22 protein-coding genes are annotated in these 24,899 nt (G+C 66.3%); 14 read left to right on the forward strand and 8 right to left on the reverse strand.

What is annotated here, in order from left to right; all coding sequences use genetic code 11:
* The first annotated feature begins 17 nt into the window (after positions 1–17).
* Genes ROV95_RS10270 through ROV95_RS10280 form a run of 3 tightly spaced genes read left to right on the forward strand, consistent with a single transcriptional unit; the run spans position 18 to position 3,892 of the window.
* Positions 18–788, forward strand: a complete 771-nt coding sequence (locus ROV95_RS10270; RefSeq protein ID WP_019660517.1) for an RNA methyltransferase — start codon at positions 18–20, stop codon at positions 786–788.
* A 48-nt stretch (positions 789–836) separates the two neighbouring features.
* Positions 837–1,769, forward strand: a complete 933-nt coding sequence (locus tag ROV95_RS10275; protein WP_312544254.1) for a phosphate/phosphite/phosphonate ABC transporter substrate-binding protein — start codon at positions 837–839, stop codon at positions 1,767–1,769.
* Entirely contained in the window at positions 1,766–3,892 is a 2,127-nt protein-coding gene (locus ROV95_RS10280) for an EAL domain-containing protein (RefSeq protein WP_021204177.1), read from the forward strand. The genes ROV95_RS10275 and ROV95_RS10280 overlap by 4 nt, the downstream gene beginning before the upstream one ends.
* Before the next feature lie 80 nt (positions 3,893–3,972).
* On the opposite strand, the gene epmB is transcribed toward ROV95_RS10280, so the two are convergent.
* Positions 3,973–5,013, reverse strand: a complete 1,041-nt coding sequence (gene epmB / locus ROV95_RS10285; protein ID WP_152525815.1) for an EF-P beta-lysylation protein EpmB — start codon at positions 5,011–5,013, stop codon at positions 3,973–3,975.
* A gap of 96 nt (positions 5,014–5,109) precedes the next feature.
* Here epmB and efp point away from each other — a divergent pair, with 96 nt between their 5' ends.
* The 5 genes from efp to ROV95_RS10310 all read left to right on the forward strand — a co-directional run bounded on the left by efp (position 5,110) and on the right by ROV95_RS10310 (position 9,332).
* On the forward strand, positions 5,110–5,676 hold the full coding sequence (gene efp, locus ROV95_RS10290) for an elongation factor P (RefSeq protein ID WP_005410381.1): 567 nt from the start codon (positions 5,110–5,112) through the stop codon (positions 5,674–5,676).
* Between the two features lie 163 nt (positions 5,677–5,839).
* The gene (locus ROV95_RS10295) at positions 5,840–7,183 is read left to right on the forward strand and encodes a TRZ/ATZ family hydrolase (RefSeq protein ID WP_312544258.1); all 1,344 of its coding nucleotides are present in this window, start codon (positions 5,840–5,842) and stop codon (positions 7,181–7,183) included.
* Positions 7,184–7,207: 24 nt separating this feature from the next.
* A complete protein-coding gene (ubiG, locus tag ROV95_RS10300) occupies positions 7,208–7,924 on the forward strand; it encodes a bifunctional 2-polyprenyl-6-hydroxyphenol methylase/3-demethylubiquinol 3-O-methyltransferase UbiG (RefSeq protein ID WP_312544260.1) in 717 nt (238 codons plus the stop codon).
* Entirely contained in the window at positions 7,921–8,616 is a 696-nt protein-coding gene (locus ROV95_RS10305) for a phosphoglycolate phosphatase (RefSeq protein ID WP_312544261.1), read from the forward strand. The genes ubiG and ROV95_RS10305 overlap by 4 nt, the downstream gene beginning before the upstream one ends.
* An 11-nt stretch (positions 8,617–8,627) precedes the next feature.
* Positions 8,628–9,332: a squalene/phytoene synthase family protein gene (locus tag ROV95_RS10310; RefSeq protein WP_019660510.1), complete on the forward strand. Its 705-nt coding sequence runs from the start codon at positions 8,628–8,630 to the stop codon at positions 9,330–9,332.
* A 147-nt stretch (positions 9,333–9,479) separates the two neighbouring features.
* On the opposite strand, the gene ROV95_RS10315 is transcribed toward ROV95_RS10310, so the two are convergent.
* The 4 genes from ROV95_RS10315 to yidD form a co-directional block, all read right to left on the reverse strand.
* Positions 9,480–11,021, reverse strand: a complete 1,542-nt coding sequence (locus ROV95_RS10315) for a hypothetical protein (RefSeq protein WP_312544262.1) — start codon at positions 11,019–11,021, stop codon at positions 9,480–9,482.
* 299 nt (positions 11,022–11,320) lie between these two features.
* A complete protein-coding gene (locus ROV95_RS10320; protein WP_164144710.1) occupies positions 11,321–12,169 on the reverse strand; it encodes a M23 family metallopeptidase in 849 nt (282 codons plus the stop codon).
* Positions 12,169–13,515: a dihydroorotase gene (locus ROV95_RS10325; RefSeq protein ID WP_111097867.1), complete on the reverse strand. Its 1,347-nt coding sequence runs from the start codon at positions 13,513–13,515 to the stop codon at positions 12,169–12,171. The genes ROV95_RS10320 and ROV95_RS10325 overlap by 1 nt, the downstream gene beginning before the upstream one ends.
* Position 13,516: 1 nt before the next feature.
* Positions 13,517–13,771, reverse strand: coding sequence for a membrane protein insertion efficiency factor YidD (gene yidD, locus ROV95_RS10330; RefSeq protein ID WP_010486626.1), 255 nt, complete (start codon positions 13,769–13,771; stop codon positions 13,517–13,519).
* Positions 13,772–14,042: 271 nt separating this feature from the next.
* Between yidD and dksA the strand changes: the two genes are divergently transcribed.
* Positions 14,043–15,269 (forward strand): RNA polymerase-binding protein DksA, encoded by a 1,227-nt coding sequence (gene dksA, locus ROV95_RS10335; RefSeq protein ID WP_312544263.1) that lies wholly within the window; start codon positions 14,043–14,045, stop codon positions 15,267–15,269.
* Positions 15,270–15,839: 570 nt separating this feature from the next.
* Here the strand turns inward: dksA and ROV95_RS10340 are convergent.
* The 3 genes from ROV95_RS10340 to cysS are packed head-to-tail and all read right to left on the reverse strand — an operon-like array spanning position 15,840 to position 18,970.
* Complete coding sequence (locus ROV95_RS10340; RefSeq protein ID WP_312544264.1) at positions 15,840–17,087, reverse strand: MFS transporter; 1,248 nt, start codon at positions 17,085–17,087, stop codon at positions 15,840–15,842.
* Positions 17,084–17,536 carry a SufE family protein gene (locus tag ROV95_RS10345; RefSeq protein ID WP_019660505.1) on the reverse strand — a complete coding sequence of 151 codons (453 nt, stop codon included), beginning with the start codon at positions 17,534–17,536 and terminating at the stop codon, positions 17,084–17,086. Before ROV95_RS10345 ends, ROV95_RS10340 begins: the two co-directional genes overlap by 4 nt.
* Positions 17,537–17,593: 57 nt before the next feature.
* A complete protein-coding gene (gene cysS / locus ROV95_RS10350) occupies positions 17,594–18,970 on the reverse strand; it encodes a cysteine--tRNA ligase (protein ID WP_058979683.1) in 1,377 nt (458 codons plus the stop codon).
* A 187-nt stretch (positions 18,971–19,157) separates the two neighbouring features.
* Between cysS and ROV95_RS10355 the strand changes: the two genes are divergently transcribed.
* From ROV95_RS10355 to ROV95_RS10375, 5 genes are all read left to right on the forward strand, one after another.
* Positions 19,158–19,721 carry a hypothetical protein gene (locus ROV95_RS10355; protein WP_026347073.1) on the forward strand — a complete coding sequence of 188 codons (564 nt, stop codon included), beginning with the start codon at positions 19,158–19,160 and terminating at the stop codon, positions 19,719–19,721.
* A gap of 319 nt (positions 19,722–20,040) precedes the next feature.
* Entirely contained in the window at positions 20,041–21,051 is a 1,011-nt protein-coding gene (locus tag ROV95_RS10360; RefSeq protein WP_019660502.1) for an N-acetylornithine carbamoyltransferase, read from the forward strand.
* Positions 21,052–21,113: 62 nt separating this feature from the next.
* Entirely contained in the window at positions 21,114–22,307 is a 1,194-nt protein-coding gene (locus ROV95_RS10365; RefSeq protein ID WP_021204186.1) for an argininosuccinate synthase, read from the forward strand.
* Between the two features lie 148 nt (positions 22,308–22,455).
* Positions 22,456–23,544, forward strand: coding sequence for an acetylornithine deacetylase (locus ROV95_RS10370; RefSeq protein ID WP_111097865.1), 1,089 nt, complete (start codon positions 22,456–22,458; stop codon positions 23,542–23,544).
* Positions 23,545–23,569: 25 nt separating this feature from the next.
* Complete coding sequence (locus ROV95_RS10375; protein ID WP_019660499.1) at positions 23,570–24,898, forward strand: acetylglutamate kinase; 1,329 nt, start codon at positions 23,570–23,572, stop codon at positions 24,896–24,898.
* Position 24,899 lies beyond the last annotated feature (1 nt).

Here is a 24,899-nt window from a genome sequence, read left to right on the forward strand (position 1 = left end):
CGACCTTTTCCCTGTTCATGTCCCAGTTTCCCGCCGCCACCCGCCTCCGATTCGTCCTGGTCGGTACCCAGCATCCCGGCAACATGGGGGCCGCCGCCCGTGCCCTGAAGACCATGGGCCTGGCCCGCCTGGTGCTGGTCGCTCCCGAAAAGCCTCTGGACGAGGAGGCCTTCCGCCGCTCGGCCGGGGCCGAAGATGTGCTGGGGGACGCCCCGGTGGTCGCCACCCTGGCCGAGGCCGTGGCCGATTGCCGCCTGGTGCTGGGCTGCACCGCGCGTGCCCGCCGCGTCCAGCTGGAGGAATACCTGCCGGCCGACGCTGCCGCCCGCGCGGTGGCCAAGGCGGGCGAAGGTGCCGAGGTCGCACTGGTATTCGGCCGCGAGCGCACCGGCCTGACCAACGAGGAACTGCAGCTCTGCCATGCGGCGGTGCACATCCCGTCCGATCCTGAGTTCAGCTCGCTCAACCTGGCGGCCGCCGTACAGGTGCTGGCCTATGAAACGCGCATGCAGCTGCTGGGCGCGCAGCCGGCCCCCAATCCCGAGCCCGGCTTCCGCGAACAGGCCGCCAGCCATGAGCAGATGGAGAGCTTCTTCGCCCAGCTCGGCGACACGCTGGACGAGATCGATTTCCACAAGGGCCGCGCGCCGGAATCGGCGATGCGCAAGCTGCGCCGCCTGTTCCTGCGTAGCGAGCCAAGCGAGCAGGAAGTGCGCCTGTTGCGCGGCATCCTCGCCGACACCCAGCGCATGGCGCGACTGGCACAAGCAGGCAACAAGGACAGCTGACGACGTTCTCATTTTTTCGGGTAGTCTGTCTGGATACCCAGGGGGGGAATGAAGCCTGTGTCGGGTCTGCGAAAGGCAATGCAGGGGGGACTGCTGAGCCTGGCCATGGTCCTGCTGGCCGGGACGGTGCGTGCAGCACCGGACCACGTGCTGGTGCTGGGCCGGATCAGCGATGATCCCAAGGCCCACTACGAGCAGCTTCAGCCCTTGCTGGATTACGTGGTGGCGCGCATGCACGACGTTGGCATCAAGGAGGGGAGGATCCTGATGGCACGCGATCCACAGCAGATGGCCAGCTATCTGCGGCGCGGTCGTGTCGACTGGGTCACGGAAACCTCGGGTACGGCGGTGGCGCTGGGCCAGCGCAGTGGCGCCCGTCCGCTGCTGCTGACCGAGCGCAACGGTGTGCGGGAGTACCAGACGGTTTTCTTCGTGCGCCGCCACAGCCCGATCCAGCGCATGCAGGATCTGCGGGGCCATCGCCTGGCCCTGCAGAACACGTCGTCCACCAGTGCCTACCTGGTGCCGGTGATGACGTTGCTGCAGGAAGGCCTGTCGCCGCAGATCCTGGCCGGTGCATGGGACATGCCGGGCCCAGATAGCGTGGGCTACGTATTTGCACGCAGCGAGCTGAACATCGCGACGTTCGTGCACAAGGGGGTGGTTGACGTGGGAGCAGTGAGCAGCGTGGACTGGAATGACGAACGGCGGATGCCAGCAGCGTTCCGGCGCGACTTCCGCGAGCTGTTGCGCACCGAACCCTACCCGCGTGCGGTGGAGATGGTCCGCGCCGACCTTGATCCACGCGTGCGCGATCGCCTGCAGGAAGTGCTGCTGCAGGCGGCCGGCGACCCGCGGGCACGGGGAGCGCTGCATCGGTTTTTTGGCACTTCCGGGTTCCACCGTGTCGATGCGCATGCGCAGCAGCGGCTGGATGAATTGAAACAAGGATTGACGCGCGTGCGGATGGAAGTGGAATGAAGTGGCTTGGCTCGGGGATGCAGGCCCGGTTCCTGCTCGCGATGGGCGGGGCAATGGTCGTGGTGATCGCGATCCTGGCAGTGTTGTTGGGGCGGCAAGCGGCGATGCAGGGCGAGGTGCGCAACCTCAGCGGTGGCGTCATCCATGAATTGTTCGACCGCAGCGTGCGCAGCCGCGGCGAGGCGATGGCGCGCGAGTTGTCCGATGCGCTGGCCAACCCGTTGTACTACCGTGACCTGGACCAGGTTGGCGTACTGGTGCGCAGTACTGCGCGCCAGCCCGTGGTGCGCTACGTGCTGGTGTTCGACGAACGCGGCCGGCTGGTTCACGACGGCTCGGTCGAAGTATCCGGTTTCGGCCAGCCGATGGCTGATCCTCTTGCACCCAGGGCCGCGGCTGCGCAGGCGCTGGTCGTGCAGGAGTCGCCGAAGGTGCTCGACAACACCATGCCGATCATGGTCGGCAACCAGCGCATTGGCGGCGTCCGCGTCGGCATGGCGCTGGATGAGGTGCAGCAGCGCGAGCAGGCAGCCAACGCCACCTTGGGCGAACGCCTGCAGCAGGTCGGCAGCCGTCACCTGGGCTGGCTGCTGTTGATGCTGGGCCTACTGGTGGTGATCGGCGTGGTCGTTATCCTGTACGTGCAGCGTACTCTGGTTGCGCCGATCCGTGATCTCGCCGTCGCTGCCCGTCGCATCGAGGCGGGCGACTACCAGACGCCGCTGGCCGAGAACACCCGCGACGACGAGGTGGGTGAACTGGTGCGCGGTTTTGCCCGCATGCGTGATGCGATCGCCCGCCATGACCGCGAAGTGCGGCGCATGGCCTATACCGACGCGTTGACCGGGCTGACCAACCGGCTGGCATTCCGCGAGGCGCTTGATCATCGGTTGATGGCTGCCCGTGCCGCCAATCACCGGTTGGGCCTGTTGTTCGCCGATATCGACGACTTCAAGCGAGTCAATGACACCCTTGGCCACGAAGCTGGCGATGAAGCACTGCTGCAGTTTGCACAGCGTATCGATCGCGCGGTCACCGAAGCCGGGGGCGATGAAGCCCTGTTGGCGCGCTTCGGCGGAGATGAGTTCGTGATCCTGGTGGGCGATGGTGATGTGGCCGCAAATGCGCGGCTGCTGGCTGAAGTGCTGGTGCGGGAGCTGGGCAAGCCGCTGGTGGTGCAGGGCCGGGAACTGTTCCTGGGTACCTCGATCGGCGTGACCCTGTTCCCTGACGATGCGGCCGATGCCACCACCCTGCTGAAGAACGGCGACATTGCCATGTACCAGGCAAAGATGGCGGGCAAGAACTGCTATCGCTATTACAGCCGGGCGATGGACCATGCAGTCGAGCGTCGCGTGCATATGGAACAGGAGCTGCGCGGCGCCTGGGAGCGCGGCGAACTGCGCCTGGCCTACCAGCCGATCTTCCGCATGCGCGACCGCCGCATGGTCGGCGTTGAAGTGCTGCTGCGCTGGCAGCACCCGACCCTGGGCACGATCCCGCCTTCGGTGTTCATCGAGGTGGCCGAGCAGAGTGGCCTTATCGAAGTCATCGGCCCGAAGGTGCTGCGTGCGGCCTGCATGGAGGCCGCGCAATGGCCGCGCGGGACGGCCGGGGACGACCTGTTCGTGTCGGTCAACGTGTCGCCACGGCAGTTGCGCGGCGGCGAACTGCCGGCACTGGTGGCGCAGTGCCTGCATGAGTCCGGGCTACCGGCCTCGCGCCTGCATCTGGAGCTGACCGAAACCGCCGTGATCGGCGACGAGATGGTGGCCGCACAGCTGCTGGACAAGCTGCACCGCACCGGCGTGAAGGTCTGGCTGGACGATTTCGGCACCGGCTTCTCCGGTCTCAGCCATCTTCGCCAGGTACCGGTGGACGGGGTGAAGATCGACAAGAGCTTCGTGGCCGACATGCAGCGCGATCCCGACGATCTGGCGCTGACCACGGCGATCATCGCCATGGCCCACGCACTGGGCATCACCGTGGTGGCCGAGGGCATCGAGCAGCAGGCGCAGTTCGACCTGCTGGTGCAGCGCGGCTGCGATCTTGGCCAGGGCTACTGGCTGAGTCATCCGGTGACCGCCACCGAAGTGGTGCGGATGATCGAATCGGGCCTCTGACCGACACAAAAAAAAGGGACGGAGGGGAGTAAGTCGCTTATGCATTTGCGACTTAATCCCCTCCGTCCCCTTTTTTGGGGCTACAGCGGACGCTTGCTCGGGTCGCCGGGCAGTTCGCGCACCAGTTTCGGGATCAGATAACCGGACAGGCGCGCGGTCAGGCCGGCAATCAGCGCCTTGGCCTGGGCGTCATCCACTTCGAAGTGGGCCACGCCCTCGACCCGGTCCAACTGATGCAGGTAGTAGGGAAGCACGCCGGCGTCGAAGCTGCGCTCGCTCAGGTCCTGCAGGGCCTGCACGCTGTCATTGACCCCGCGCAGCAACACCGCCTGGTTCAGCAGTTGGGCGCCGGTAGCGCGCAGGCGGGCCATCGCCGCGTCCACGCTGGCGTCGAATTCATTGGCATGGTTGGCGTGGACCACGATCGCCAGCGGCCAGGGCAGACTGCCCAGCCAGGAGACCAGCTCATCGTCCACGCGCTCGGGCAGCACGATCGGCAGCCGGGTGTGGATGCGCAGGCGGTGGATATGCGGGATGGCGCGCAGGGCATCGGTCAGTTCGACCAGCTTGTGCGTGGCCAGCGACAGTGGGTCACCGCCGGACAGGATCACCTCGTCGATGTCCGGGTCGGCGGCGATGGCGGCTACGGCCTCCTGCCAGCCACCCTTGGCGGCGTTCTCCGCGCCATAGTCGAAGTGGCGGCGGAAGCAGTAGCGGCAGTTGATCGCGCAGCTGCCGGTGGCGACCAGCAGGGCGCGGCCACGGTACTTCTGGATGACGCCGGTGGCCTTCCTGGCGGCGCCATCGCCCACCGCATCGAAGCTGAACCCGGGCGCGGGACGCATTTCCTCGTCGATCGGCAGCACCTGGCGCAGCAGCGGATCGGCCGGATCACCCTTGCGCATGCGGGCCACGAACCCCTCCGGTACGCGCAGCGCGAACTGGGCCATTGCCGCTTCCGAGACGCCCAGCGCGGCCGGGTCCAGCTGCAGCCGGGCCAGCAGGGCCTGTGGGTCGCGCAGTGCCTGGCGCCAGAGCTGCTGCCAGCGCGCGGGCGCGCCTGGCGACTGGGGCCGGGGGAAGGCGGAAAGCTGCATGGAGAGGGGGCCTGCGGTTATCATGGGGGCAGAAAAACAGTCGCCCACCGGCATCCGGTGGGCTTTCCATTCTAACGGCTCGCCGCACCCGCGGCGTTTCTGCCACTCAGGAGTTTACGCATGGCCAGCTACGGCATGAACGACGTCAAGAACGGGATGAAGATCCTGGTCAACAACCAACCGGCCGTCATCATCGACACCGAATACGTCAAGCCGGGCAAGGGCCAGGCCTTCACCCGCGTGAAGTACCGCCTGATCAAGGACGGCCGTACCCAGGAAGTGACCATGAAGTCGACCGACTCGCTGGATGCAGCCGACGTCGTCGACACCGACATGAACTTCATGTACAGCGATGGCGAGTACTGGCACTTCATGGATCCGGAATCCTTTGAGCAGGTCCAGGCCACCAAGGCCGGCATGGGCGGCGCCGAGAAGTGGCTGAAGGGCGAAGAGTCCTGCGTGGTCACCCTGTGGAACGGTGAGCCGATCTTCGTGCAGCCGCCGAACTTCGTCGAGCTGAAGATCACCGAGACCGATCCGGGCGTCCGTGGCGACACCTCGGGCGGCGGCGGCAAGCCGGCCACCCTGGAAACCGGCGCCGTGGTCCGCGTGCCGCTGTTCGTCAACCAGGACGAAGTGATCCGCGTCGACACCCGTTCGGGCGAGTACTCCGCACGCGTCAAGTAATCCGGCGCAGCCGGATTACCTGTAGAGCCGAGCCATGCTCGGCTTTCCGGGCATAACCCGGAACCCGTTGCTGGCGCCCATGGCGCCGCAGCGGACAGCCGCCGGGCATGGCCCGGCGCTACCGCCTCCCGCCAGGCCCTTCTCCAATAGCCAGTGAGCCCGCATGAGCGATAGCCCGCACCTCCCCGAAGCCTGCGACCTGCTCATCGAAGCCGGTTACGTCGTTCCGATCGAGCCGCATGCGGTGGTGCTGGAAGACCATGCCGTGGCCGTGCGTGGCAGCGAGATCGTGGCCATCCTGCCGCGTGCCGAGGCGCGCGCGCGCTTCCGTGCCGCCCAGGTAGTCAGTCGCCCCGAGGCCGCGCTGATGCCGGGCCTGGTCAACGCCCACACGCACAACCCGATGACCCTGCTGCGCGGCGTCGCCGACGACCTGCCGCTGATGACCTGGCTGCAGCAGCACATCTGGCCGGTGGAAGCGGCGGTGATCGGCCCCGAATTCGTTGCCGACGGCACCACCCTGGCCATCGCCGAGATGCTGCGCGGCGGCACCACCTGCGCCAACGAGAACTACTTCTTCGGCGACGTGCAGGCCGCGGTCTACAAGAAACACGGTTTCCGCGCGCTGGTGGGCGCGGTCATCATCGATTTCCCCACCGCCTGGGCCAAGACCGACGACGAGTACTTCGCCAAGGCCGGTGAACTGCACGACCAGTGGCGCACCGATCCGCTGATCGCCATCGCGTTCGCGCCGCATGCGCCTTACACGGTCAACGATGCCAACTTCGAGCGGGTGCGGATGCTGTCCGACCAGCTCGACATGCAGGTGCACCTGCATACCCACGAGACCGCGCAGGAAATCAACGATTCGATCAGGCTGCACGGCCAGCGCCCGCTGGCGCGGCTGGATCGGCTCGGCCTGGTCAACGACCGCCTGATTGCGGTGCACATGACCCAGCTGACCGATGCGGAAATCCACCTGTGCGCCGAGCGCGGCGTGAGCGTGGTGCATTGCCCGGAATCCAACCTGAAGCTGGCCTCCGGTTTCTGCCCGGCCTGCGCCCTGCAGCGCGCAGGCGTGAACCTGGCGATCGGTACCGATGGCTGCGCCAGCAACAACGACCTGGACATGTTCAGCGAGAACCGCACCGCGGCGATCCTGGCCAAGGCCGTGGCCGACGACGCCACTGCACTGGATTCGGCAACCACGCTGCGCGCGTCCACGCTGGGTGGCGCACGCGCGCTGGGCTTCGGTGACCGCATCGGCTCGATCGAAGTCGGCAAGCAGGCCGACCTGGTCTGCGTCGACCTGTCTGCGCTGGAAACCCAGCCGCTGCACAACGTGCTGTCGCAACTGGTGTACGCCACCGGCCGCCAGCAGGTCAGCGACGTCTGGATCGCCGGCAAGCCGAAGCTGGTGCAGCGCGAACTGGTCGGCATGGACCTGCCGGGCATCATCGCCAACGCGCGCCAGTGGCGCGAGCGCATCCGTCATATCCGCGCCTGATCCCTGGCGCCGCAAGGACCCCTCATGACTGCCCCCCACGCTTCCTCCAATTTCGATCAGGCCGAGCTGGACAAGTTCGCCGCGCTGGCCAACCGCTGGTGGGACGCTGACGGCCCGCAGAAGCCGCTGCATGCGCTGAACCCGGTGCGCCTGAAGTACGTGGCCGACCGCGTGCCGCTGCGCGGCGCACGTGTGCTCGACATCGGTTGCGGTGGCGGCCTGTTGAGCGAAGCGCTGGCCCAGGCCGGCGCCGACGTCACCGCCATCGACCTGGCCCCGGAGCTGGTGAAGGTCGCGCGCCTGCATGCGCTGGAAAGCGGCGCCAAGGTCGACTACCGCGTGCAGGCCGCCGAGGATCTGGCCGCCGAGCAGCCGGGCAGTTTCGATGTGGTCACCTGCATGGAAATGCTTGAGCACGTGCCCGACCCGGGCGCGATCATCGAGGCCTGCAATCGCCTGCTGAAGCCGGGCGGCCACCTGTTCCTGTCGACCATCAACCGCACCGCCGCCGCGTTCGCGGTGGCGATCGTCGGCGCCGAGTACGTGGCGCGCCTGCTGCCCAAGGGCACGCACCACTACCAGGAATTCATCAAGCCGGCCGAGCTGGCGCGCTGGCTGCGCGAGGCTGATGTGCAGCTGGTGGATGTCAGTGGCATGGCTTACGAGCCGTGGCGCAACCATGCCCGCCTGAGCAGCCGCACCGACATCAACTATCTGGCCTACGCGGTCAAGCCGGCATGACCTCTGCACGCTTCCCGCGCGCGGTGCTGTTCGATCTGGATGGCACCTTGCTGGACAGCGCGCCGGACTTCGTCGCTACCTGCAACGCGATGCTGGCCGAACGTGGTCGTGCACCCATCGATCCGGCCGCACTGCGCCCGGTGGTGTCGAAGGGCTCGCGGGCGATGGTCTCGGCTGCCTTCCCGGAACTGGACGTCGCCGCACGTGACGCGCTGATCCCGGAGTTCCTGCAGCGCTACGAAGCGCTGATCGGCCAGCACGCAGTGCTGTTCGACGGCGTGGCCGGCATGCTCGCCGCGCTGGATGAGGCCGGTACGGTGTGGGGCATCGTCACCAACAAGCCGGAGTACCTGGCGCGCCTGATCCTGCCGCAACATGGTTGGCAGCATCGTTGCGCGGTGCTGGTCGGCGGTGACAGCTTGGCCGAGCGCAAGCCTCACCCGCTGCCGCTGCTGCACGCTGCGCAGGCCATTGGCGTTGCTGCCGAAGACTGCGTGTACGTGGGTGACGACGAGCGCGACATCATCGCCGCGCGGGCCGCGGCCATGCCGTCGGTGGCGGCGCTGTGGGGCTACCGCCTGCACAGCGACGATCCGCTGGCCTGGCAGGCCGACGTGCTGGTCGAGAACGCTGAACTTCTGCAACTGGCCAGTCTCTGGCCGACCCGGCCGGCAGCCCCGGCCCAGCCGTAAGGAATGGTGTAGTGAGCAGTACCGCGCTGGACAGTTTCCTCGACAAGTGGCGCAGCCGTTGGCCGGAATGGTCGGTGGCCGCCCCGTTCGTGGCCGAATCGCAACGCGAGCTGGCCGTGGCGTGGTTTGCGCTGCTGCAGGAGTTCGACGACATGCTCAACACCAGCGGCGACCCGTTGCCGGCCGACGCCAAGCTGGCGTGGTGGGGCGAGGAGCTGCGCAGTTGGGCCGGGCATCGTTCGCGCCATCCGCTGGGCCGGCTGCTGGAGCCGGTGCGTGCGCCGTGGGCGCAGTTGGCCGAAGCGCTGCCGGATCTGGTTGAAGCACGCACCGTCGCGCCCGATGCAGCCGGCGCCGAGCGCGCGCTGGCCAACTACGCCGAGGCCGTAGCCGCAGTGGAGGCAACCTTGTTCGCGGACAAGCCGCGCACCGGTGCCGGTCGCGCGGTGCAGCTGCAGACCCTGGCCCAGCGCCTGCAGGATGCCGGCGTGGCCGGTGTGCCGCGCAGCCTGCTGGACGGTGATGCCAGCACCGCTGCGCAGCGCTGGGCGCAGCATCTGTTGAAGGGGTGGGGCACCCGCGTGCCCGGCCCGCGCCCGCGCCGCGTGTGGTCCAGCCTGGCGCGTGCCCGTGTGGCCGCGCAGGCCGCAGGCAAGCCAATCGAAGCCACTCCGGTGCGCACCCTGCTGCGCGTGTGGTGGGCGGCGCGCGGTTGATTGATCGCCACTGGTAGTGCCGGCCGCTGGCCGGCAGCTCGGGCGCGTTGCGAAGGTGCATGGAGTGCTGGCCAGCGACCGGCATTACTGGTGCCGCAGCGGTAGATCCACGCCATGCGTGGATGAATTTCCAGTACTCGATAGCCCTCAGAATTCCCGTTGCGCTTCGACTGAATCAAGGATCGCTTGTCGCTCAAGCGGTGAGACATTAGTGCCCAGTTGCGTCTGCCGCACACTCTCCACCGCGCTGATGACAGCGGTCATGGCATCCAGGATTTCCTCGCGTTCAACGGTTTCGATGATCTGGGTGCGGCGGTCCATCGCGTTGAATCCATCGATGTAGTCTGTTGCGATCTGGGTCAGCGCCTCAGTCAGCGCTGCGGACTGCCCGGCCAGTTGAGCAGCGCGATCCAGCGCGCTTCTGCGCGCATTCCGATAGAGCGTAGCCGCCTTCTTGGCTTGCCCGGCACTGATGCCCGATCGGCCTTCCCAGTCGCGGAAAGGGTTATCCATGTTGTCGGCCAGCCAGTCGGGTTTTCGCGGGCGCCGCACATCGAGGTCGAGTTCGTCCGGAGCCAGTGACTTGAACGATTTCTTGACTGCCCTGGCCAGAGCATCAGGTGCGCTATGGAGTCTGAGCAACGTCAACTGTGGCCAGCAGGATGGCGATGGAAACTCGGGCTGTTCGGGAAATATTTCCGCAAGTGACAGGAACTGAAGATCTGCGAGTTTGCCCAGCGGAAGCAGCGTCGAAGTACGGCAGAGACGTCCTGCCACGGCCAGTGCGCTCAGTCTAGGAAACCGCGCAACCACGCGATCAGGATAGAAGCACTCCACCTCCCAAAGCTCCAGTCTTCCCAATTCGGGAAGCCCTGCCCACGGGAGGTTCGGGTCTTCCACGCAGACGGTCAGGTTGCAGCCGTTGCATTCGCTGCTGATGACCAGCGAGCTGTCGCAGGCCCCGATGATTGTGAGGTTCTCGAGAGTACTGCTGAGCCGCACATCTTTGAGGCCGGTGACATCCAGCACGAGACGGCGGATGTGCGTTCCGCGCAGATCGAGTATCGGATCCTGCTGCCCTGAGATGCGCATGCTTGTGATCAATGGGCGGGTGCCAAGCCAGCGAAAGAGTCCGTCATGCGATTTGGTGATGCCAATAGATTCCAGCATGGGTAGCTGGTTGAACAGTTCCAGCGAATCGGCCGCAGACAGGGATTCGCTATCAAGAGATCTTGCGTCACGCGTTACCGTCCAACCATCGCCTTGGACGAGCACTGTCTTGTCCGGGGGCGCCAGCTGCGATGACAGGTACGCCTGCGTCATCTGCGGATCGTGTGCGTCCCAGATGCGCTGATGCAGAATTGCCGTTCCATCGGGCCAGCTACTGAACATTCTCGGAGCGTCCAGAAGCATTGGTTCGCGCCAGCCCACAAGCTGGTAGCTGCGAGGCATGGCCCCATGCCATGCAACAACGTGCTGATAGGGGGAGGGCCGTTTCAGCAACGTCGGGTAAGTGAACTCGGCCGGTTGCATCGCATTGATTTCTGTCTCGGTGGGTAGTGTTGGACCACTCCAGTCGAGGGTTACAACCGGCCACGAGCCGCCCGGCTCGGTAGGGGTGAGCTGAAACGCGACAAACGCTCCGAGGCGTGGATTGAAGCTGGCGTAGATGTCCCCGGCCTTCGGCATGGATGGCCACCCTGTTGGAAGACCCCCAACCATAGAAAGCCTGCGCGCATGTCGGCAATGAATCGGTCTCGCGACTTGTGTGTCAGATGATAATTATTCTTTCAGATCAATTGCTTGTCGGGGGCGGGGCTATTTCCACTCTGAGGGGTACGGGCCGGTTGCGACATTTTTTAAGCGATGCCATTGCCCGTGAGTGACCGGGCGCGACCATTCATCGGGCGTGGTAGTACCGGCCGCAGGTCGGCATCCAGATTCGCCGCGAAGATCATGGGATTGCCGGCCAGCGGCCGGCACTACCATTACTTCCGCTCCAACACCAGCAGCGGGTCGATACGGGTCTCGAACCAGTTCATGCCCCAGTGCAGGTGCGGGCCGGTGGCACGGCCGGTGGCGCCGACGGCAGCGATCACCTGGCCCTGCTCCACACGGTCGCCGACTTTTACGTCGATGCGCGACAGGTGCAGGAAGTTGGAGCTGACCCCGAAACCGTGGTCGAGCAGCAGCGTGCCACCGGTCAGGTACAGGTCGGGGCCGGCGAAGGTGACGATGCCGGCGGCCGGTGCCTTTACCGGCGTGCCGGTCGGCACCGCGATGTCCATGCCGGAATGACCGGCACCGGGCTGGCCGTTGTACACCCTCGCATTGCCGAAGCGGCCGCTGATGCGGCCCTGGACCGGCCAGATGAAGGTCTGGGTGAAGTCGGTACGGTCGTCGTCGCGCGAACGTGCAGCGGTTACCTGCGCCTGTTCGCGCTTGATCCGCTCGGCAATCGCCGCCGGCGGATTCACCGTCTTCGGTGGCACCCCGTTGACCCGCTCGGTGGGCCAGTCGCGCGGCGTCACCGCGATGGTTGCGGTCTCGCTGCCACCATCGGGGCGTTGCACCTGCACGTGCAGCGGACCCTTCTCGTCGCGGCCGATGCCGAACACGACGCTGCCATAGCCGCTCACCCGCAGCTGGCGGCCGGCGTACTGCACGCGGCTGCCAGCGGGCACCTTGCCGATCACCAGCGCGCCCTGTGACGCACTGGCCGGGAACACCACGCGGCTGTCGATCAGGCTGCCGATGCCGTCCTGTGCCTGCGCCGACGGTGCGGTGAACAGGGGCGCGGCCAGCAGCAGCGCTCCGAACAGAAGTGCCGAACGCATCAGCGGTCGTAGGTCATGCGCTGGCCGGCGGGTTCGCCCACCAGCTTGCTGCCGTCCCACACCAGCTGGCCGTTGACCCAGGTGGAGGCGATGCGCGAGCGGAAAGTGGTGCCTTCAAACGGCGACCAGCCGCACTTGGACAGCACGTCCTCGCGCTTGACGGTGAACGGCACGTCCTCCACCAGCACCAGGTCGGCAAAGTAGCCTTCGCGCAGGAAGCCGCGTTCTTCCACGTCGAACAGCTGCGCCGGCGCATGTGCGAATTTCTGCACCACCTGCTCGCGGGTCAGCTTGCCTTCGTGCACCCGCTCCAGCGCGGCCACCAGCGCGTACTGCACCAGCGGCAGGCCCGACGGCGCCTGCGCGTAGGGCTTCTGCTTCTCCTCCCAGGTGTGCGGCGCGTGGTCGGTGGCCAGCACGTCCAGCACGTCATCGGCCAGTGCAGCGGTGATTGCCTCGCGGTCGGACACTTCCTTGATCGCCGGGTTGCACTTGATCAGGTTGCCCTTGGTCGCGTAGTCCGGGCGCGCGAAGTGCAGGAAGTGCACGCAGGTTTCGGCGGTGATCTGCTTGCGGCTGCCATCGGCGCGGATCAGCGGGCCCTTCTCGAACAGCGCCAGCTCGTCGGCGGTGGAGATGTGCAGCACATGGAGGCGGGTGCCGTGCTTGCGTGCCAGCGACATCGCCAGACGGGTCGACTTGATGCAGGCCTCGCGCGAACGGATATCCGGATGCATGTCCGGGGTCAGCGCGTCGCCGTACTTTTCCTGGAAGGCCTTCAGGTTGGCATCGATCATCGGCGTGTCTTCGCAGTGCGTGATGATCGGGGTCGGGCATTCGCGGAAGATCGCATCCAGCGTTTCCGGGTTGTCCACCAGCATGTTGCCGGTAGAGGCGCCCATGAACACCTTCACGCCCGGGGCCTTCTTCGGGTCCAGCGCACGGATCGCTTCGAGGTTGTCATTGCTGGCGCCATGGTAGAAGCCGTAGTTGGCCCAGGCGCGGCCGCGCGCGAGTTCGTACTTGGCTTCCAGGATGGTCGAATCCAGCGTCGGCGGGTTGGTGTTGGGCATGTCCATGAAGCTGGTCAGGCCACCGGCCACGGCCGCCGCCGATTCGCTGGCGATGTCGCCCTTGTGGGTCAGGCCCGGTTCGCGGAAGTGCACCTGGTCATCGATCATGCCGGGAAGCAGCCAGCGCCCGGCCGCGTCCACCACCTGCTCGCCGTCGCGCGGCGCCAGCCCATTGCCGATCTGCGCGATGCGGCCGTTCTCGATGCGCAGGTCGCCGTCGAAGGTGCGGCCTTCGTTGACCATCCGGGCGTTGGTGATGAGGGTGGAGGACATGTCAGTGTTTTCCTGTGCAACGGCAAGAGGGGGCGTGGTTGGATTCGGGCACCGGGTCGAAGCCGCCGGGGTGGAACGGGTGGCAGCGGCCCAGCCGGCGCGCAGCCAGCCAGCTGCCGCGCAGCGGGCCGTGCCGCGAGATGGCTTCCATCGCGTATTCAGAACAGCTCGGCACGAAACGGCAGCGTGGCCCCAGCAGGGGGCTGATGAAGCGCTTGTAGAAGCGCAGCAGGGCAATGAGCAGGCGCGAGATCACCCAGTCATCTTATGCCAGTTGGCATGAAGGCCGCATTTGTGCAGGATGGGCCGTTGGTCGCATGTCGCCGATGGCCTGCGACCGGTACCAGCACCTTCGGGTGCTGGCCAGGTTCCGTACCGCGCAAGGCGGTCCGTGTTCGTCGGACTGCCCATTGGGCGCCTTGGCTCCAAGACTGAATGGGGCAGGGTGCCGAGGTTGCTGCTGCGGGTCGGGTAGGCTATAAAGGCCCGCTTTCCCGGGCCCCGGGGAATCCAAGGAAGAGCGTTTCGTGGCTGCTAAAAAAACTGCAAAGAAGGCCGCAACGGCCGCCAAGAAAACCGCCAAGCCTGTTGTGAAGAAGTTGGCGGCAAAGCCCGTTGCCAAGAAGCCGGCCAGCAAGCCGGCGACCAAGGCAGCGTCCTCGCAACCGGCGGCCAGGAAGGCCACCGCAAAGAAAACGCCGGTCAAGGCAACCAAGCCGGTGGCGAAGAAAGCCGCTGCGCCCGCCAAGGCCAAGCCAGCCGCTGCCAGCAAGAAGGCGCCGGTGAAGAAGACCGTCAGCAAGGCTGCGCCGGTGAAGAAAGCTGCCGCCAAGCCGGTGGCCAAGAAGGCCGCCGCCAAGCCGGCGCCGAAGGCGGTGGTGAAGAAGGCTGCAGCCAAGCCGGTCGCCAAGCCCGTAGCAAAGAAGGTCGCTGTGGCCAAGCCGGTCGCCACGCCTGCCGCTGTAAAGAAGGGTGCCAAGAATGTTGCCGCGCCGGCCGTGAAACCGGCCCCGGCCCCAGTAGTGAAGTCCGCACCGAAGCCTGCTGCCAAGCCGGCTCCGGCCAAGCCTGTCCCGGCCAAGACCGTGGCAGTGGCAGCAGCCCAGCCGGCCTCCAAGCCGGCCCCGGCCGCCGCTCCTGCCGCTTCGAAGGCCCCGCAATCCAAGAATCCCGTGCCCGTTTCGAAATCGCCTGCCAAAACCGCCGTGAAATCCGATTCCGCCCCGAAGACCGTGTCGCGCCCTGTCGGCAAGGTTGCCGTGGCCGTCGCCGCCCGCTCGGCAGCACCGGCCCCGCGCAGCAAGTACAAGGTGGTCGAATACAAGACCGACGAAGCCACCGGCCGCCCGATCCTGCCGGCTGGCTACAAGCCGTCCTCGGAAGAGGAATACATGAGCCCGCTGCAGCAGGAGTATTTCCGCCAGCGCCTGCAGAACTGGCGCGCGGACCTGGTCGAAGAGTCCAAGCAGACCATCGAGAATCTTCGTGAGGAAGTGCGTGACATCGGCGATGAAGCCGAGCGCGCGACCCGCGAGACCGAGAACTCGCTGGAACTGCGTACCCGCGACCGCTACCGCAAGCTGATCGGCAAGATCGACAGCACCCTGAAGCGCCTGGAAGCAGGCGACTACGGTTACTGCGTCGACACCGGTGAAGAAATCGGCCTGGAGCGCCTCGAAGCGCGCCTCACGGCTGAACGCACCATCGACGCCCAGGAGCGTTGGGAGCACCTGCAGAAGCAGCAGGGCGACTGATTCCTGCTCGTTGTGTGGTCATGCGAAAAACCCGGCCTCGGCCGGGTTTTTCGTTGGGGTGGTTGGCTGAGTAGAACGGCGCCTTCCGCGTATCAGAGGGAGCCTGCGGGTGGGTCCGGGCAGGACACGCTGCAAGTACATCCCTGTAAGCTCGGCCGCGGCATCCATGCCGCGGACGGTCCTGCCCGGACCCACCCGCAGGCTCTCGACGGTTTCCTGCGTGCGCGGCCAATGTAGAGCCGAGCCCACGCTCGGCTCAGGCCGACAGGAGCGGTCATGCGTGCTCGCGGCTGTTGAGTCCGCCTTGTAGCGAGCCGAGCACCGCAGGGGAATCAGGGGCGAAGAGGCCGCTCTATCCTGTAGAGCCGACTGCTAGTCGGCTGGCTCTCCGCGCCGTCCCCTGATTCACCGAGGAGCACAGGGCACCGGCGCGCAGCGCCGGCTCGCGGATGGCGGAGCGTTTCTTTGGTTACTTTCTTTTCGCGAAAAGAAAGTGACAAGCCCAATCATCGAGGGAGAGCAACGGCCCCAGCCAAACACCCGGCGCCGCCGAATCCGCTGTTAGCAGCGTCACTGCAGGTCGCGAAGATTCAATTTCCGCAATGTCGGGTTCTTCCACGCGGTGATCCCGGCCACGCTCAGCACCGCAAACCCACCCAGCACCACGGCCGGCACCAGGCCGAGCAGCTTCGCCATCGTGCCTGCATAGAACGCGCCCAGCTCGTTGGACGAACTGATGAAGATGCCGTTGATCGACGACACCCGGCCGCGCATCTCTTCCGGCGTGGCCAACTGCAGGATGGTCGATCGGATCACCACCGAGACGCCATCGAAGGCCCCGTAGAACAGCAGGATCAGCGCCGACAGCCAGAAGTGCTGCGACAGGCCGAAGCCGATCACGCACAGGCCGAAACCGGCCACCGCGAACAGCAGCACGCGGCCGGCATTGCGGTGCAGCGGGTGGCGGGCCAGCCACAGGCCCACGCACACCGAACCGAGCGCCGGCATCGCGCGAAGGATGCCCAGGCCTTCCGGGCCGTGGTGCAGGATTTCGTGCAGGAACGCCGGCAGCATCGCCACCACGCCGCCGAGCAGCACCGAGAACATGTCCAGCGCCATCGCCCCGACCATGATCCGGTTGCCGACAACGAAGCGCGCGCCTTCGGCGATGCTCTTGAAGATCGGCGCGGCGGGACCGGTGTGCACCGGTTCTTCCACCGTCAATGTAGCCAGGCAGGCCATCGCCACCAGCGCAAAGGCCGTAGCCACCGCGTAGGAGAGGCCCTTGCCGCCGAAGCCGACCAGCACGCCGCCCAGCGCCGGGCCGGCGACCATGCCGGCCTGGAACACCACCGCGCCGAGGCCTGCGCCGCGCGCGAACTGATCGCGGGCCAGCACGCGGGCGAACAGTGCGTTGTAGATAGGTGACAGGAAGGCGCGGACCATGCCGGTCAGGGCGATGGCTGCATAGATGGGCCACACGCCTTCAAACGGCAGCCAGCCCTTGGCCACGCTGGTCAGTACCAGCGCGGTGGCGATCAGCCCGGAACAGGCCGCCATGCCCAACCGACGCCGCGGCAGATGGTCGACCAGGTAGCCGGCGAATGGCGCCACGCAAAAGAACGGCAGCACCTCGGCCAGACCGATCAGGCCCAGCGAGAACGGATTGCGGGTGACTTCGTAGATGTGCCAGCCGACGGTGACTGCCACCACCTGGTAGGACAGCATCGCGAAGATGCGGTAGGCCAGCAGCTTGGCGAAGCCGGGCCGGGACAGCAGGCCCAGCGCGGTGTCCTCGGCTGTGGCAGGCTCGTTCACGACGGATCGCGCTGCAGCTGGGTCTGCGCGGTCTCGCGGATGAAGGCCAGCATCGCAGCCACACCATTGCTGCGGGTCGGAGACAGGTGGCGGGCCAGGCCGATGTCCTGGATATAGCTCGGTTCGGTGGCCAGGATCTCCCGCGCCGAGCGCCCGGAGTACACGCGCAGCGCCAGGAAGATCAGGCCGGAGACGATGGCCGAATCACTGATGGCATGGAAGCGCAGCGACTGCGCATTGCCTTCCGGCACGATCCAGACCATCGACTGGCAGCCGAGCAGGCGATGCTCTTCGGTCTTCCATTCTTCCGGGAAGGCCGGCAGCTTGCGGCCGAGGTCGATCAGGTACTGGTAGCGCTCGGACCAGTCGCCGAAGAAGCCGAATTCCTCGGCGATGGCGGTCTGGGCCTCGGCGGCGGTGGGTTCAAGCGGGAACGGGGAGTCGGTCACAACAGTCTCTACAGTGGGGGCGGGGCCGGCGGGCCGCCCCCGGGGCGGGGCAGCAGGTCAGCCGCGCTTGCGCGACCAGCGCACGCCCTGCGGGGTGTCTTCCAGCACGATGCCTTCGGCGGCCAACTGGTCGCGGATGGCATCGGAACGGGCGAAGTCGCGCGCCTTCTTGGCCGCAGCGCGCTCGTCGATCAGGCCCTGGATACGGGCATCGTCGCCGTCAGCGCCCGCAGCGGTACCAAACCACTGCGCCGGATCGGCCTGCAGCAGGCCCAGGGCCAGGCCGGCACCGAGCAGCTCGGCCTTCAGGCGCGACTGTTCGGCGGGGTCCGTGGCACGACGCGCCTCGGCCGCGATGCGGGCCACTTCGGCCAGCGCCTGCGGGGTGTTGAGGTCGTCGTCGAGGGTCGCTTCGACCGTGGCCGGAATCACCGCGCTGGCCTCGACCGAGGCCAGTTCGCGCAGGGTGCCGTACAGGCGGTCCAGCGTACGCACCGACTGTTCGATCAGCGCATCGGACCAGTCCAGCGGTTGACGGTAGTGGGCCGACAGCAGGGCCAGGCGCAGTGCCTCCGGCGGATGCTGGCGAACCAGGTCATGCACGCGCTCGATGTTGCCCAGTGACTTGCTCATCTTGGCGCCGCCGAAGTTGAGCATGCCGTTGTGCAGCCAGTAGCGGGCGAAGATCCTGCCGCCATGCGCGCATTCGCTCTGCGCGATCTCGTTTTCATGGTGCGGGAACTGCAGGTCGACGCCGCCGGCATGGATGTCGATGGTCTCGCCCAGGTGGGCGGCGGCCATCGCCGAGCATTCGATGTGCCAGCCCGGGCGGCCACGGCCCCAGGGCGATTCCCAGCCGGGCAGGTCGTCGCTGGATGGCTTCCACAGCACGAAATCGCCCGGATCACGCTTGTAGGGGGCGACATCGACGCGGGCGCCAGCCAGCATCTCTTCCGGATCACGGCGCGAGAGCTTGCCGTAGCCTTCAAAGCTGGCCACCGCAAACAGCACGTGGCCTTCGGCGGCATAGGCATGACCACTGGCGATCAACTGCTCGATCATGGTGATGATCTGCGGCATGTGCGCGGTCACTTCCGGCTCGATGTCCGGCGGCACCACGCCCAGCGCGGCCATGTCTTCACGGTAGGCGGCGGCGAACCTGTCGGTGATGGTGCTGATCGGCACCCCCTGCTCGCGCGCGGCGGTGTTGATCTTGTCGTCCACGTCGGTGATGTTGCGGGCGTAGCGCAGTGCGCCGAAACGCCGCCGCAGCAGGTCGGCCAGCACCCCGAACACCACCGGGCCACGGGCGTTGCCGATGTGCACGTAGTTGTAGACCGTGGGGCCGCACACATACAGGGTCGGACAGGCCGGGTCGAGCGGGGTGAACGGTTCGAGCTGGCGAGTCAGGTTGTTGTGCAGGCGCAGGGTCATGGGGCTGTGGCTGGGGGACAAGTCTGTGATTTTAGAACGTGTCGCTCCCTTTGGGGGCGCTGGTTGCCACCGGGGGACGCCGGAGGGAGCCAGGGTGGGGTGGGCAGGAGCGGCGTGGACGGGTAATGTTCAGCCCCTTGCGCTCGCCACTGCCTACACTATCGCCGTGTCCTTGCTCCCGTCGCCACTGAAATCCACCGCATTGCTGACCCTGGCCTGCCTGTCGGCGCTGCCCGCAGTGGTGCTGGCGCAGGAGGCCGAGCCCCGCAACCGGGTGGTGATCGTGGAGAACGTGAAGTTCGACTACGCCCAGGTACTTAACGTCGAGCCGGTATTCCAGACCCTGCGCGCGACCCGTACCGAGGAGCATTGCGAGCCGGTGTCGACCCGCACCCTGGCCCCGGTCAACGTGACCGGCGAGGAGCCGGTCGAGGACAAGGGCCGGATCAGCCGTTTCTGGGACTCGGTGCGCTCGATATTCAAGCGCAGCGACGAGGAGCCCTCCGAAGAGGCCGGCCCCGAAACGCCGGCCCCGGCGCCTGCCAACAATGGCCCGATGCTGACCCGTGACTGCCGCATCGTGCCGGTGGGGCGTGAATTCCGCCGGCCCATCGCCTACGACGTGGACTACGTCTACAAGGGCACCAAGTATCGGTCGCGGCTGCCGGAAGACCCGGGCAACCGGCTCAAGATCCGGGTGTCGATCACCCCCTGGGTCGGTCCTGAGCAGGGCGCCGCCGGCAATCCCTGATTCTGCGACCCCGGCCCCTTGCGCCGGTCACGGCCGCATGCAAAGATATTCGGCCATGAAGCTCACCGACTTCCAGCACGACAGCAGCGCAGCCCGACAGGCGTCGGGCATGACCTCGCGTGCGCGTCGACCGGAACCCCACATTCTCGCTGGGTAACCGGAGCTTTTTGCTGTTCGTCCGAAAAAAAACCCAGCCCGCCGGCTGGGTTTTTTCGTTTCCGCGTTCTGAAAGCTGCAACTGCAACCTTTTCGTTTCACCTTTGCTTCCTGTTTTCCCTTCCACCGCGTCGAACCCGGCGCCGCCACGCAAGGAAAGAAGATGTCCCCCAAGCACTTCCTGAACACCCAGGACTGGAGCCGCAGCGATCTCGACGCATTGCTGACCCAGGCCGCGCTGTTCAAGCGCAACAAGCTCGGCGACCAGCTCAAGGGCAAGTCGATCGCGCTGGTGTTCTTCAACCCGTCCATGCGCACCCGCACCAGCTTCGAACTGGGCGCGTTCCAGCTCGGCGCCCATGCGGTGGTGCTGCAGCCGGGCAAGGATGCGTGGCCGATCGAGTTCAACCTCGGCACGGTGATGGACGGCGATACCGAGGAACACATCGCGGAAGTGGCCAAGGTGCTGGGCCGTTACTGCGACATCATCGCCGTGCGTGCGTTCCCGAAGTTCCAGGACTGGGCGTACGACCGCCAGGACATCGTCCTCAACAGCTTCGCCAGGTATTCGCCGGTGCCGGTCATCAACATGGAGACCATCACCCACCCGTGCCAGGAGCTGGCCCACATCATGGCGCTGCAGGAGCACTTCGGCACCCAGGACCTGCGTGGCAAGAAGTACGTGCTGACCTGGACCTACCACCCCAAGCCGCTCAACACCGCCGTGGCCAACTCGGCGCTGACCATCGCCACCCGCATGGGCATGGACGTGACACTGCTTTGCCCGACCGCCGACTACATCCTCGACGAGCGCTACATGGGCTGGGCCGAGCAGAACGTGGCCGAGAGCGGTGGTTCGCTGAAGATCAGCCATGATGTCGACAGCGCCTACGCCGGCGCCGACGTGGTTTACGCCAAGAGCTGGGGAGCGCTGCCGTTCTTCGGCAACTGGGAACCGGAAAAGCCGATCCGCGACCAGTTCAAGCACTTCATCGTCGACGAACGCAAGATGGCGCTGACCAACAACGGTGTGTTCAGCCACTGCCTGCCGCTGCGTCGCAACGTGAAGGCCACCGATGCGGTGATGGATTCGCCGCAGTGCATCGCCATCAACGAAGCCGAGAACCGCCTGCACGTGCAGAAGGCGATCATGGCCGCGGTTGCCGGGCGCTGATTTTTTCCGATTCAATCATTTCCGCCGGGCACGGCCCGGCGCTACCAGGACATACCCTCCCCATGAGCAATAAAGACGTCGTTCTCGCCTTCTCCGGCGGCCTGGATACCAGCTTCTGCGTGCCCTACCTGCAGGAGCGTGGCTACAACGTGCACACCGTGTTCGCCGACACCGGCGGCGTGGATGATGAAGAGCGCGATTTCATCGAGAAGCGTGCCGCCGAGCTGGGCGTGACCAGCCATGTCACTGTGAACGGTGGCCCGGCGATCTGGGAAGGCTTCGTCAAGCCGTTCGTGTGGGCCGGCGAAGGCTACCAGGGCCAGTACCCGCTGCTGGTGTCGGACCGCTACCTGATCGTGGATGCCGCGCTGAAGCGTGCCGCCGAACTGGGCACCAACATCATCGCCCACGGCTGCACCGGCATGGGCAATGACCAGGTCCGCTTCGACCTGGCCGTGAAGGCGCTGGGTGACTACCAGATCATCGCGCCGATCCGCGAGATCCAGAAGGAACACACCCAGACCCGTGCCTACGAGCAGAAATACCTGGAAGAGCGCGGCTTCGGCGTGCGCGCCAAGCAGCAGGCCTACACCATCAACGAGAACCTGCTGGGCGTGACCATGTCCGGTGGCGAGATCGACCGTTGGGAAACCCCGGGCGAAGGTGCGCGTGGCTGGTGCTCGCCGCGCAGCGAATGGCCGGAACAAGCGCTGACCGTCACCCTGAAGTTCATTGAAGGCGAAGCGGTTGAACTGAACGGCAAGGCGCTGCCGGGCGACCAGATCCTGGCCCAGCTCAACAAGCTGTTCGCCCCGTATGGCGTGGGTCGCGGCGTCTACACCGGCGACACCGTGATCGGCCTGAAGGGCCGCATCGTGTTCGAGGCCCCGGGCCTGGTCTCGCTGCTGGCCGCACACCGCGCGCTGGAAGATGCGGTGCTGACCAAGCAGCAGAACCGCTTCAAGCCGGACGTGGCGCGCAAGTGGGTGGAGCTGGTGTACGAAGGCTTCTACCACGACCCGCTGAAGACCGACATCGAAGCCTTCCTGAAGTCCTCGCAGGCCAAGGTCAACGGTGAAGTGGTGCTGGAAACCCGTGGTGGCCGCGTCGATGCGGTGGCCGTGAAGTCGCCGCACCTGCTCAACACCAAGGGTGCCACCTACGCGCAGTCGGCCGACTGGGGCGTGGAGGAGGCTGAAGGCTTCATCAAGCTGTTCGGTATGAGCTCGACGCTTTACGCGCAAGTCAATCGCTGAGCGATTGAATTGCGCGCGCGTCTCCCGCGCATTCCACCTTAACCCTGCGCCGTTGGCGCGCCCCCTTCAACAAGAAGGGGGCTCTCCACCAGACGCATCACGGTAGCGCCGGGCCATGCCCGGCGGAATTCCACAGGATCTTTGTTTCATGCTTGAACAGACGCTCGATCACCTGCAGGTCCTGGTGTCCTTCGACACCCGCAACCCGCCGCGCGCGATCACCACCGGTGGCATCTTCGATTATCTGCGCGCGAACCTGCCCGGCTTCAACGTCGAGGTGATCGACCACGGCGCCGGTGCGGTCAGCCTGTACGCCGTGCGCGGGACGCCGAAGTACCTGTTCAACGTACATCTTGATACCGTGCCCGATTCGCCGCACTGGAGCGCCGACCCGCACGTGATGCGCCGCCTGGACGACCGCGTGGTCGGTCTGGGCGTGTGTGACATCAAGGGCGCGGCCGCCGCACTGGTGGCCGCAGCCAATGCCAGCGACGGTGACGCGGCCTTCCTGTTCTCCAGCGATGAAGAAGCCAACGATCCGCGCTGCATCGCCGCGTTCCTGGCCCGTGGCCTGCCGTATGAAGCGGTGCTGGTGGCCGAGCCGACCATGAGCGAAGCGGTGCTGGCGCATCGCGGCATCAGCTCGGTGCTGATGCAGTTCGCCGGTCGTGCAGGGCACGCCTCGGGCAAGCAGGATGCGGCTGCCAGCGCGCTGCACCAGGCGATGCGCTGGGGCAACCGCGCGCTGGACCATGTGGAATCGCTGGCTTCGGCGCGCTTCGGTGGGCTGACGGGCCTGCGCTTCAACATCGGCCGCGTCGAAGGCGGGATCAAGGCCAACATGATCGCGCCCGCTGCCGAAGTGCGCTTCGGTTTCCGGCCGCTGCCGTCGATGAACATCGACGCGTTGCTGGCCACCTTCGCCGGGTTCGCCGAGCCGGAAGCGGCGGTATTCACCGAGACCTTCCGTGGCCCCAGCCTGCCGGCCGGCGACATCGCCGAAGCCGAGAACCGCCGCCTGCTGGCACGTGACGTGGCCGACGCGCTTGAGCTGCCGATCGGCAACGCCGTGGACTTCTGGACCGAGGCCTCGCTGTTCTCCGCCGCCGGTTACACCACCCTGGTGTTTGGCCCGGGCGATATTGCCCAGGCCCACACCGCCGATGAGTTCGTGACGCTGGACCAGCTGCAGCGCTACACCGACGCCGTGCACCGCATCATCGCCGCCGGCGCCTGATTCTTCCCTTTCCGACGAAACCGAAATGTCTCCTGCCCTCCAGCCCCACCGCCAGACCCGCCAGACCATCGTGCGCCTGCTTTCCAGCATGGCCAGCGCGAAGGAGATCAGCCAGTACCTCAAGCGCTTTTCGCAGCTGGATGCCAAGCGCTTCGCCGTGGTCAAGGTCGGCGGCGCGGTGCTGCGCGACGATCTCGACGCGCTGACCTCTTCGCTGTCGTTCCTGCAGGAAGTCGGGCTGACCCCGATCGTGCTGCACGGCGCCGGCCCGCAGCTGGATGCCGAGCTGTCGGCGGCCGGCATCGACAAGCAGACCGTGAACGGCCTGCGCGTGACTTCGCCGGAAGCACTGGCGATCGTGCGCCGGGTGTTCCAGCAGTCCAACCTGCGCCTGGTCGAGGCGCTGCAGCAGAACGGCGCGCGCGCCACCTCCATCACCGGTGGCGTGTTCGAGGCCGAGTACCTGGACGTGGATACCTACGGCCTGGTCGGCGAGGTGAAGAAGGTCAACCTGGCGCCGATCGAGGCCAGCCTGCGTGCGGGCTCGATCCCGGTCATCACCAGCCTGGGTGAAACCGCCGGTGGCCAGATCCTCAACGTCAACGCCGACTTCGCCGCCAACGAGCTGGTGCAGGAACTGCAGCCGTACAAGATCATCTTCCTGACCGGCACCGGCGGCCTGCTGGACGAGGCGGGCAACGTGATCGATTCGATCAACCTGTCCACCGAGTACGACCACCTGATCGCGCAGCCGTGGATCCACGGCGGCATGAAGGTGAAGATCGAACAGATCAAGGATCTGCTCGACCGCCTGCCGCTGGAATCGTCGGTGTCGATCACCCGCCCGGCCGACCTGGCCAAGGAACTGTTCACCCACAAAGGCTCGGGCACGCTGGTGCGCAAGGGCGAGAAGGTGCTGCGCGCCACCGCCTGGAACGAACTGGACCTGCCGCGCCTGAAGGGCCTGATCGAATCCAGCTTCGGCCGCACCCTGGTGCCGGACTATTTCCAGAAGACCAGGCTGCTGCGCGCCTACGTCAGCGAGAACTACCGCACCGCGGTCATCCTCACCGACGAGGCCGAAGGCGTGTACCTGGACAAGTTCGCCGTGCTCGACGACGCACAGGGCGAAGGCCTCGGCCGTGCGGTCTGGAACGTGATGCTGGAAGAAACGCCGCAGCTGTTCTGGCGCTCGCGCCATGGCAACCCGATCAATCACTTCTACTACGCCGAGTCCGATGGCTGCTACAAGCAGGATCAGTGGAAGGTATTCTGGTTCGGTGCCGATGGCATCGACCGGATCAAGACCTATGTCGATCATTGCGCGCAGCGCACCCCGAGCCTGCAGGGCTGAG

Origin of the sequence: Stenotrophomonas maltophilia group sp. msm1, from assembly GCF_032025805.1 — a bacterium.
GTDB classification, from domain to species: domain Bacteria; phylum Pseudomonadota; class Gammaproteobacteria; order Xanthomonadales; family Xanthomonadaceae; genus Stenotrophomonas; species Stenotrophomonas hibiscicola.

Excerpts from the sequence above, each read along its gene's own strand:
- epmB (WP_152525815.1), bottom strand. The coding sequence starts at position 5,013 with ATGATAACCGCAGGCCCCCTCTCCATGCAGCTTTCCGCCTTCCCCCGG.
- ROV95_RS10365 (WP_021204186.1), top strand. The coding sequence starts at position 21,114 with ATGAGCAATAAAGACGTCGTTCTCGCCTTCTCCGGCGGCCTGGATACC.
- ROV95_RS10325 (WP_111097867.1), bottom strand. The coding sequence starts at position 13,515 with ATGTCCTCCACCCTCATCACCAACGCCCGGATGGTCAACGAAGGCCGC.
- ROV95_RS10275 (WP_312544254.1), top strand. The coding sequence starts at position 837 with ATGAAGCCTGTGTCGGGTCTGCGAAAGGCAATGCAGGGGGGACTGCTG.
- ROV95_RS10280 (WP_021204177.1), top strand. The coding sequence starts at position 1,766 with ATGAAGTGGCTTGGCTCGGGGATGCAGGCCCGGTTCCTGCTCGCGATG.
- efp (WP_005410381.1), top strand. The coding sequence starts at position 5,110 with ATGGCCAGCTACGGCATGAACGACGTCAAGAACGGGATGAAGATCCTG.
- cysS (WP_058979683.1), bottom strand. The coding sequence starts at position 18,970 with ATGACCCTGCGCCTGCACAACAACCTGACTCGCCAGCTCGAACCGTTC.
- ROV95_RS10370 (WP_111097865.1), top strand. The coding sequence starts at position 22,456 with ATGCTTGAACAGACGCTCGATCACCTGCAGGTCCTGGTGTCCTTCGAC.
- ROV95_RS10270 (WP_019660517.1), top strand. The coding sequence starts at position 18 with ATGTCCCAGTTTCCCGCCGCCACCCGCCTCCGATTCGTCCTGGTCGGT.
- ROV95_RS10360 (WP_019660502.1), top strand. The coding sequence starts at position 20,041 with ATGTCCCCCAAGCACTTCCTGAACACCCAGGACTGGAGCCGCAGCGAT.
- ROV95_RS10305 (WP_312544261.1), top strand. The coding sequence starts at position 7,921 with ATGACCTCTGCACGCTTCCCGCGCGCGGTGCTGTTCGATCTGGATGGC.
- ROV95_RS10320 (WP_164144710.1), bottom strand. The coding sequence starts at position 12,169 with ATGCGTTCGGCACTTCTGTTCGGAGCGCTGCTGCTGGCCGCGCCCCTG.
- ROV95_RS10315 (WP_312544262.1), bottom strand. The coding sequence starts at position 11,021 with ATGCCGAAGGCCGGGGACATCTACGCCAGCTTCAATCCACGCCTCGGA.
- ROV95_RS10295 (WP_312544258.1), top strand. The coding sequence starts at position 5,840 with ATGAGCGATAGCCCGCACCTCCCCGAAGCCTGCGACCTGCTCATCGAA.
- ubiG (WP_312544260.1), top strand. The coding sequence starts at position 7,208 with ATGACTGCCCCCCACGCTTCCTCCAATTTCGATCAGGCCGAGCTGGAC.
- ROV95_RS10375 (WP_019660499.1), top strand. The coding sequence starts at position 23,570 with ATGTCTCCTGCCCTCCAGCCCCACCGCCAGACCCGCCAGACCATCGTG.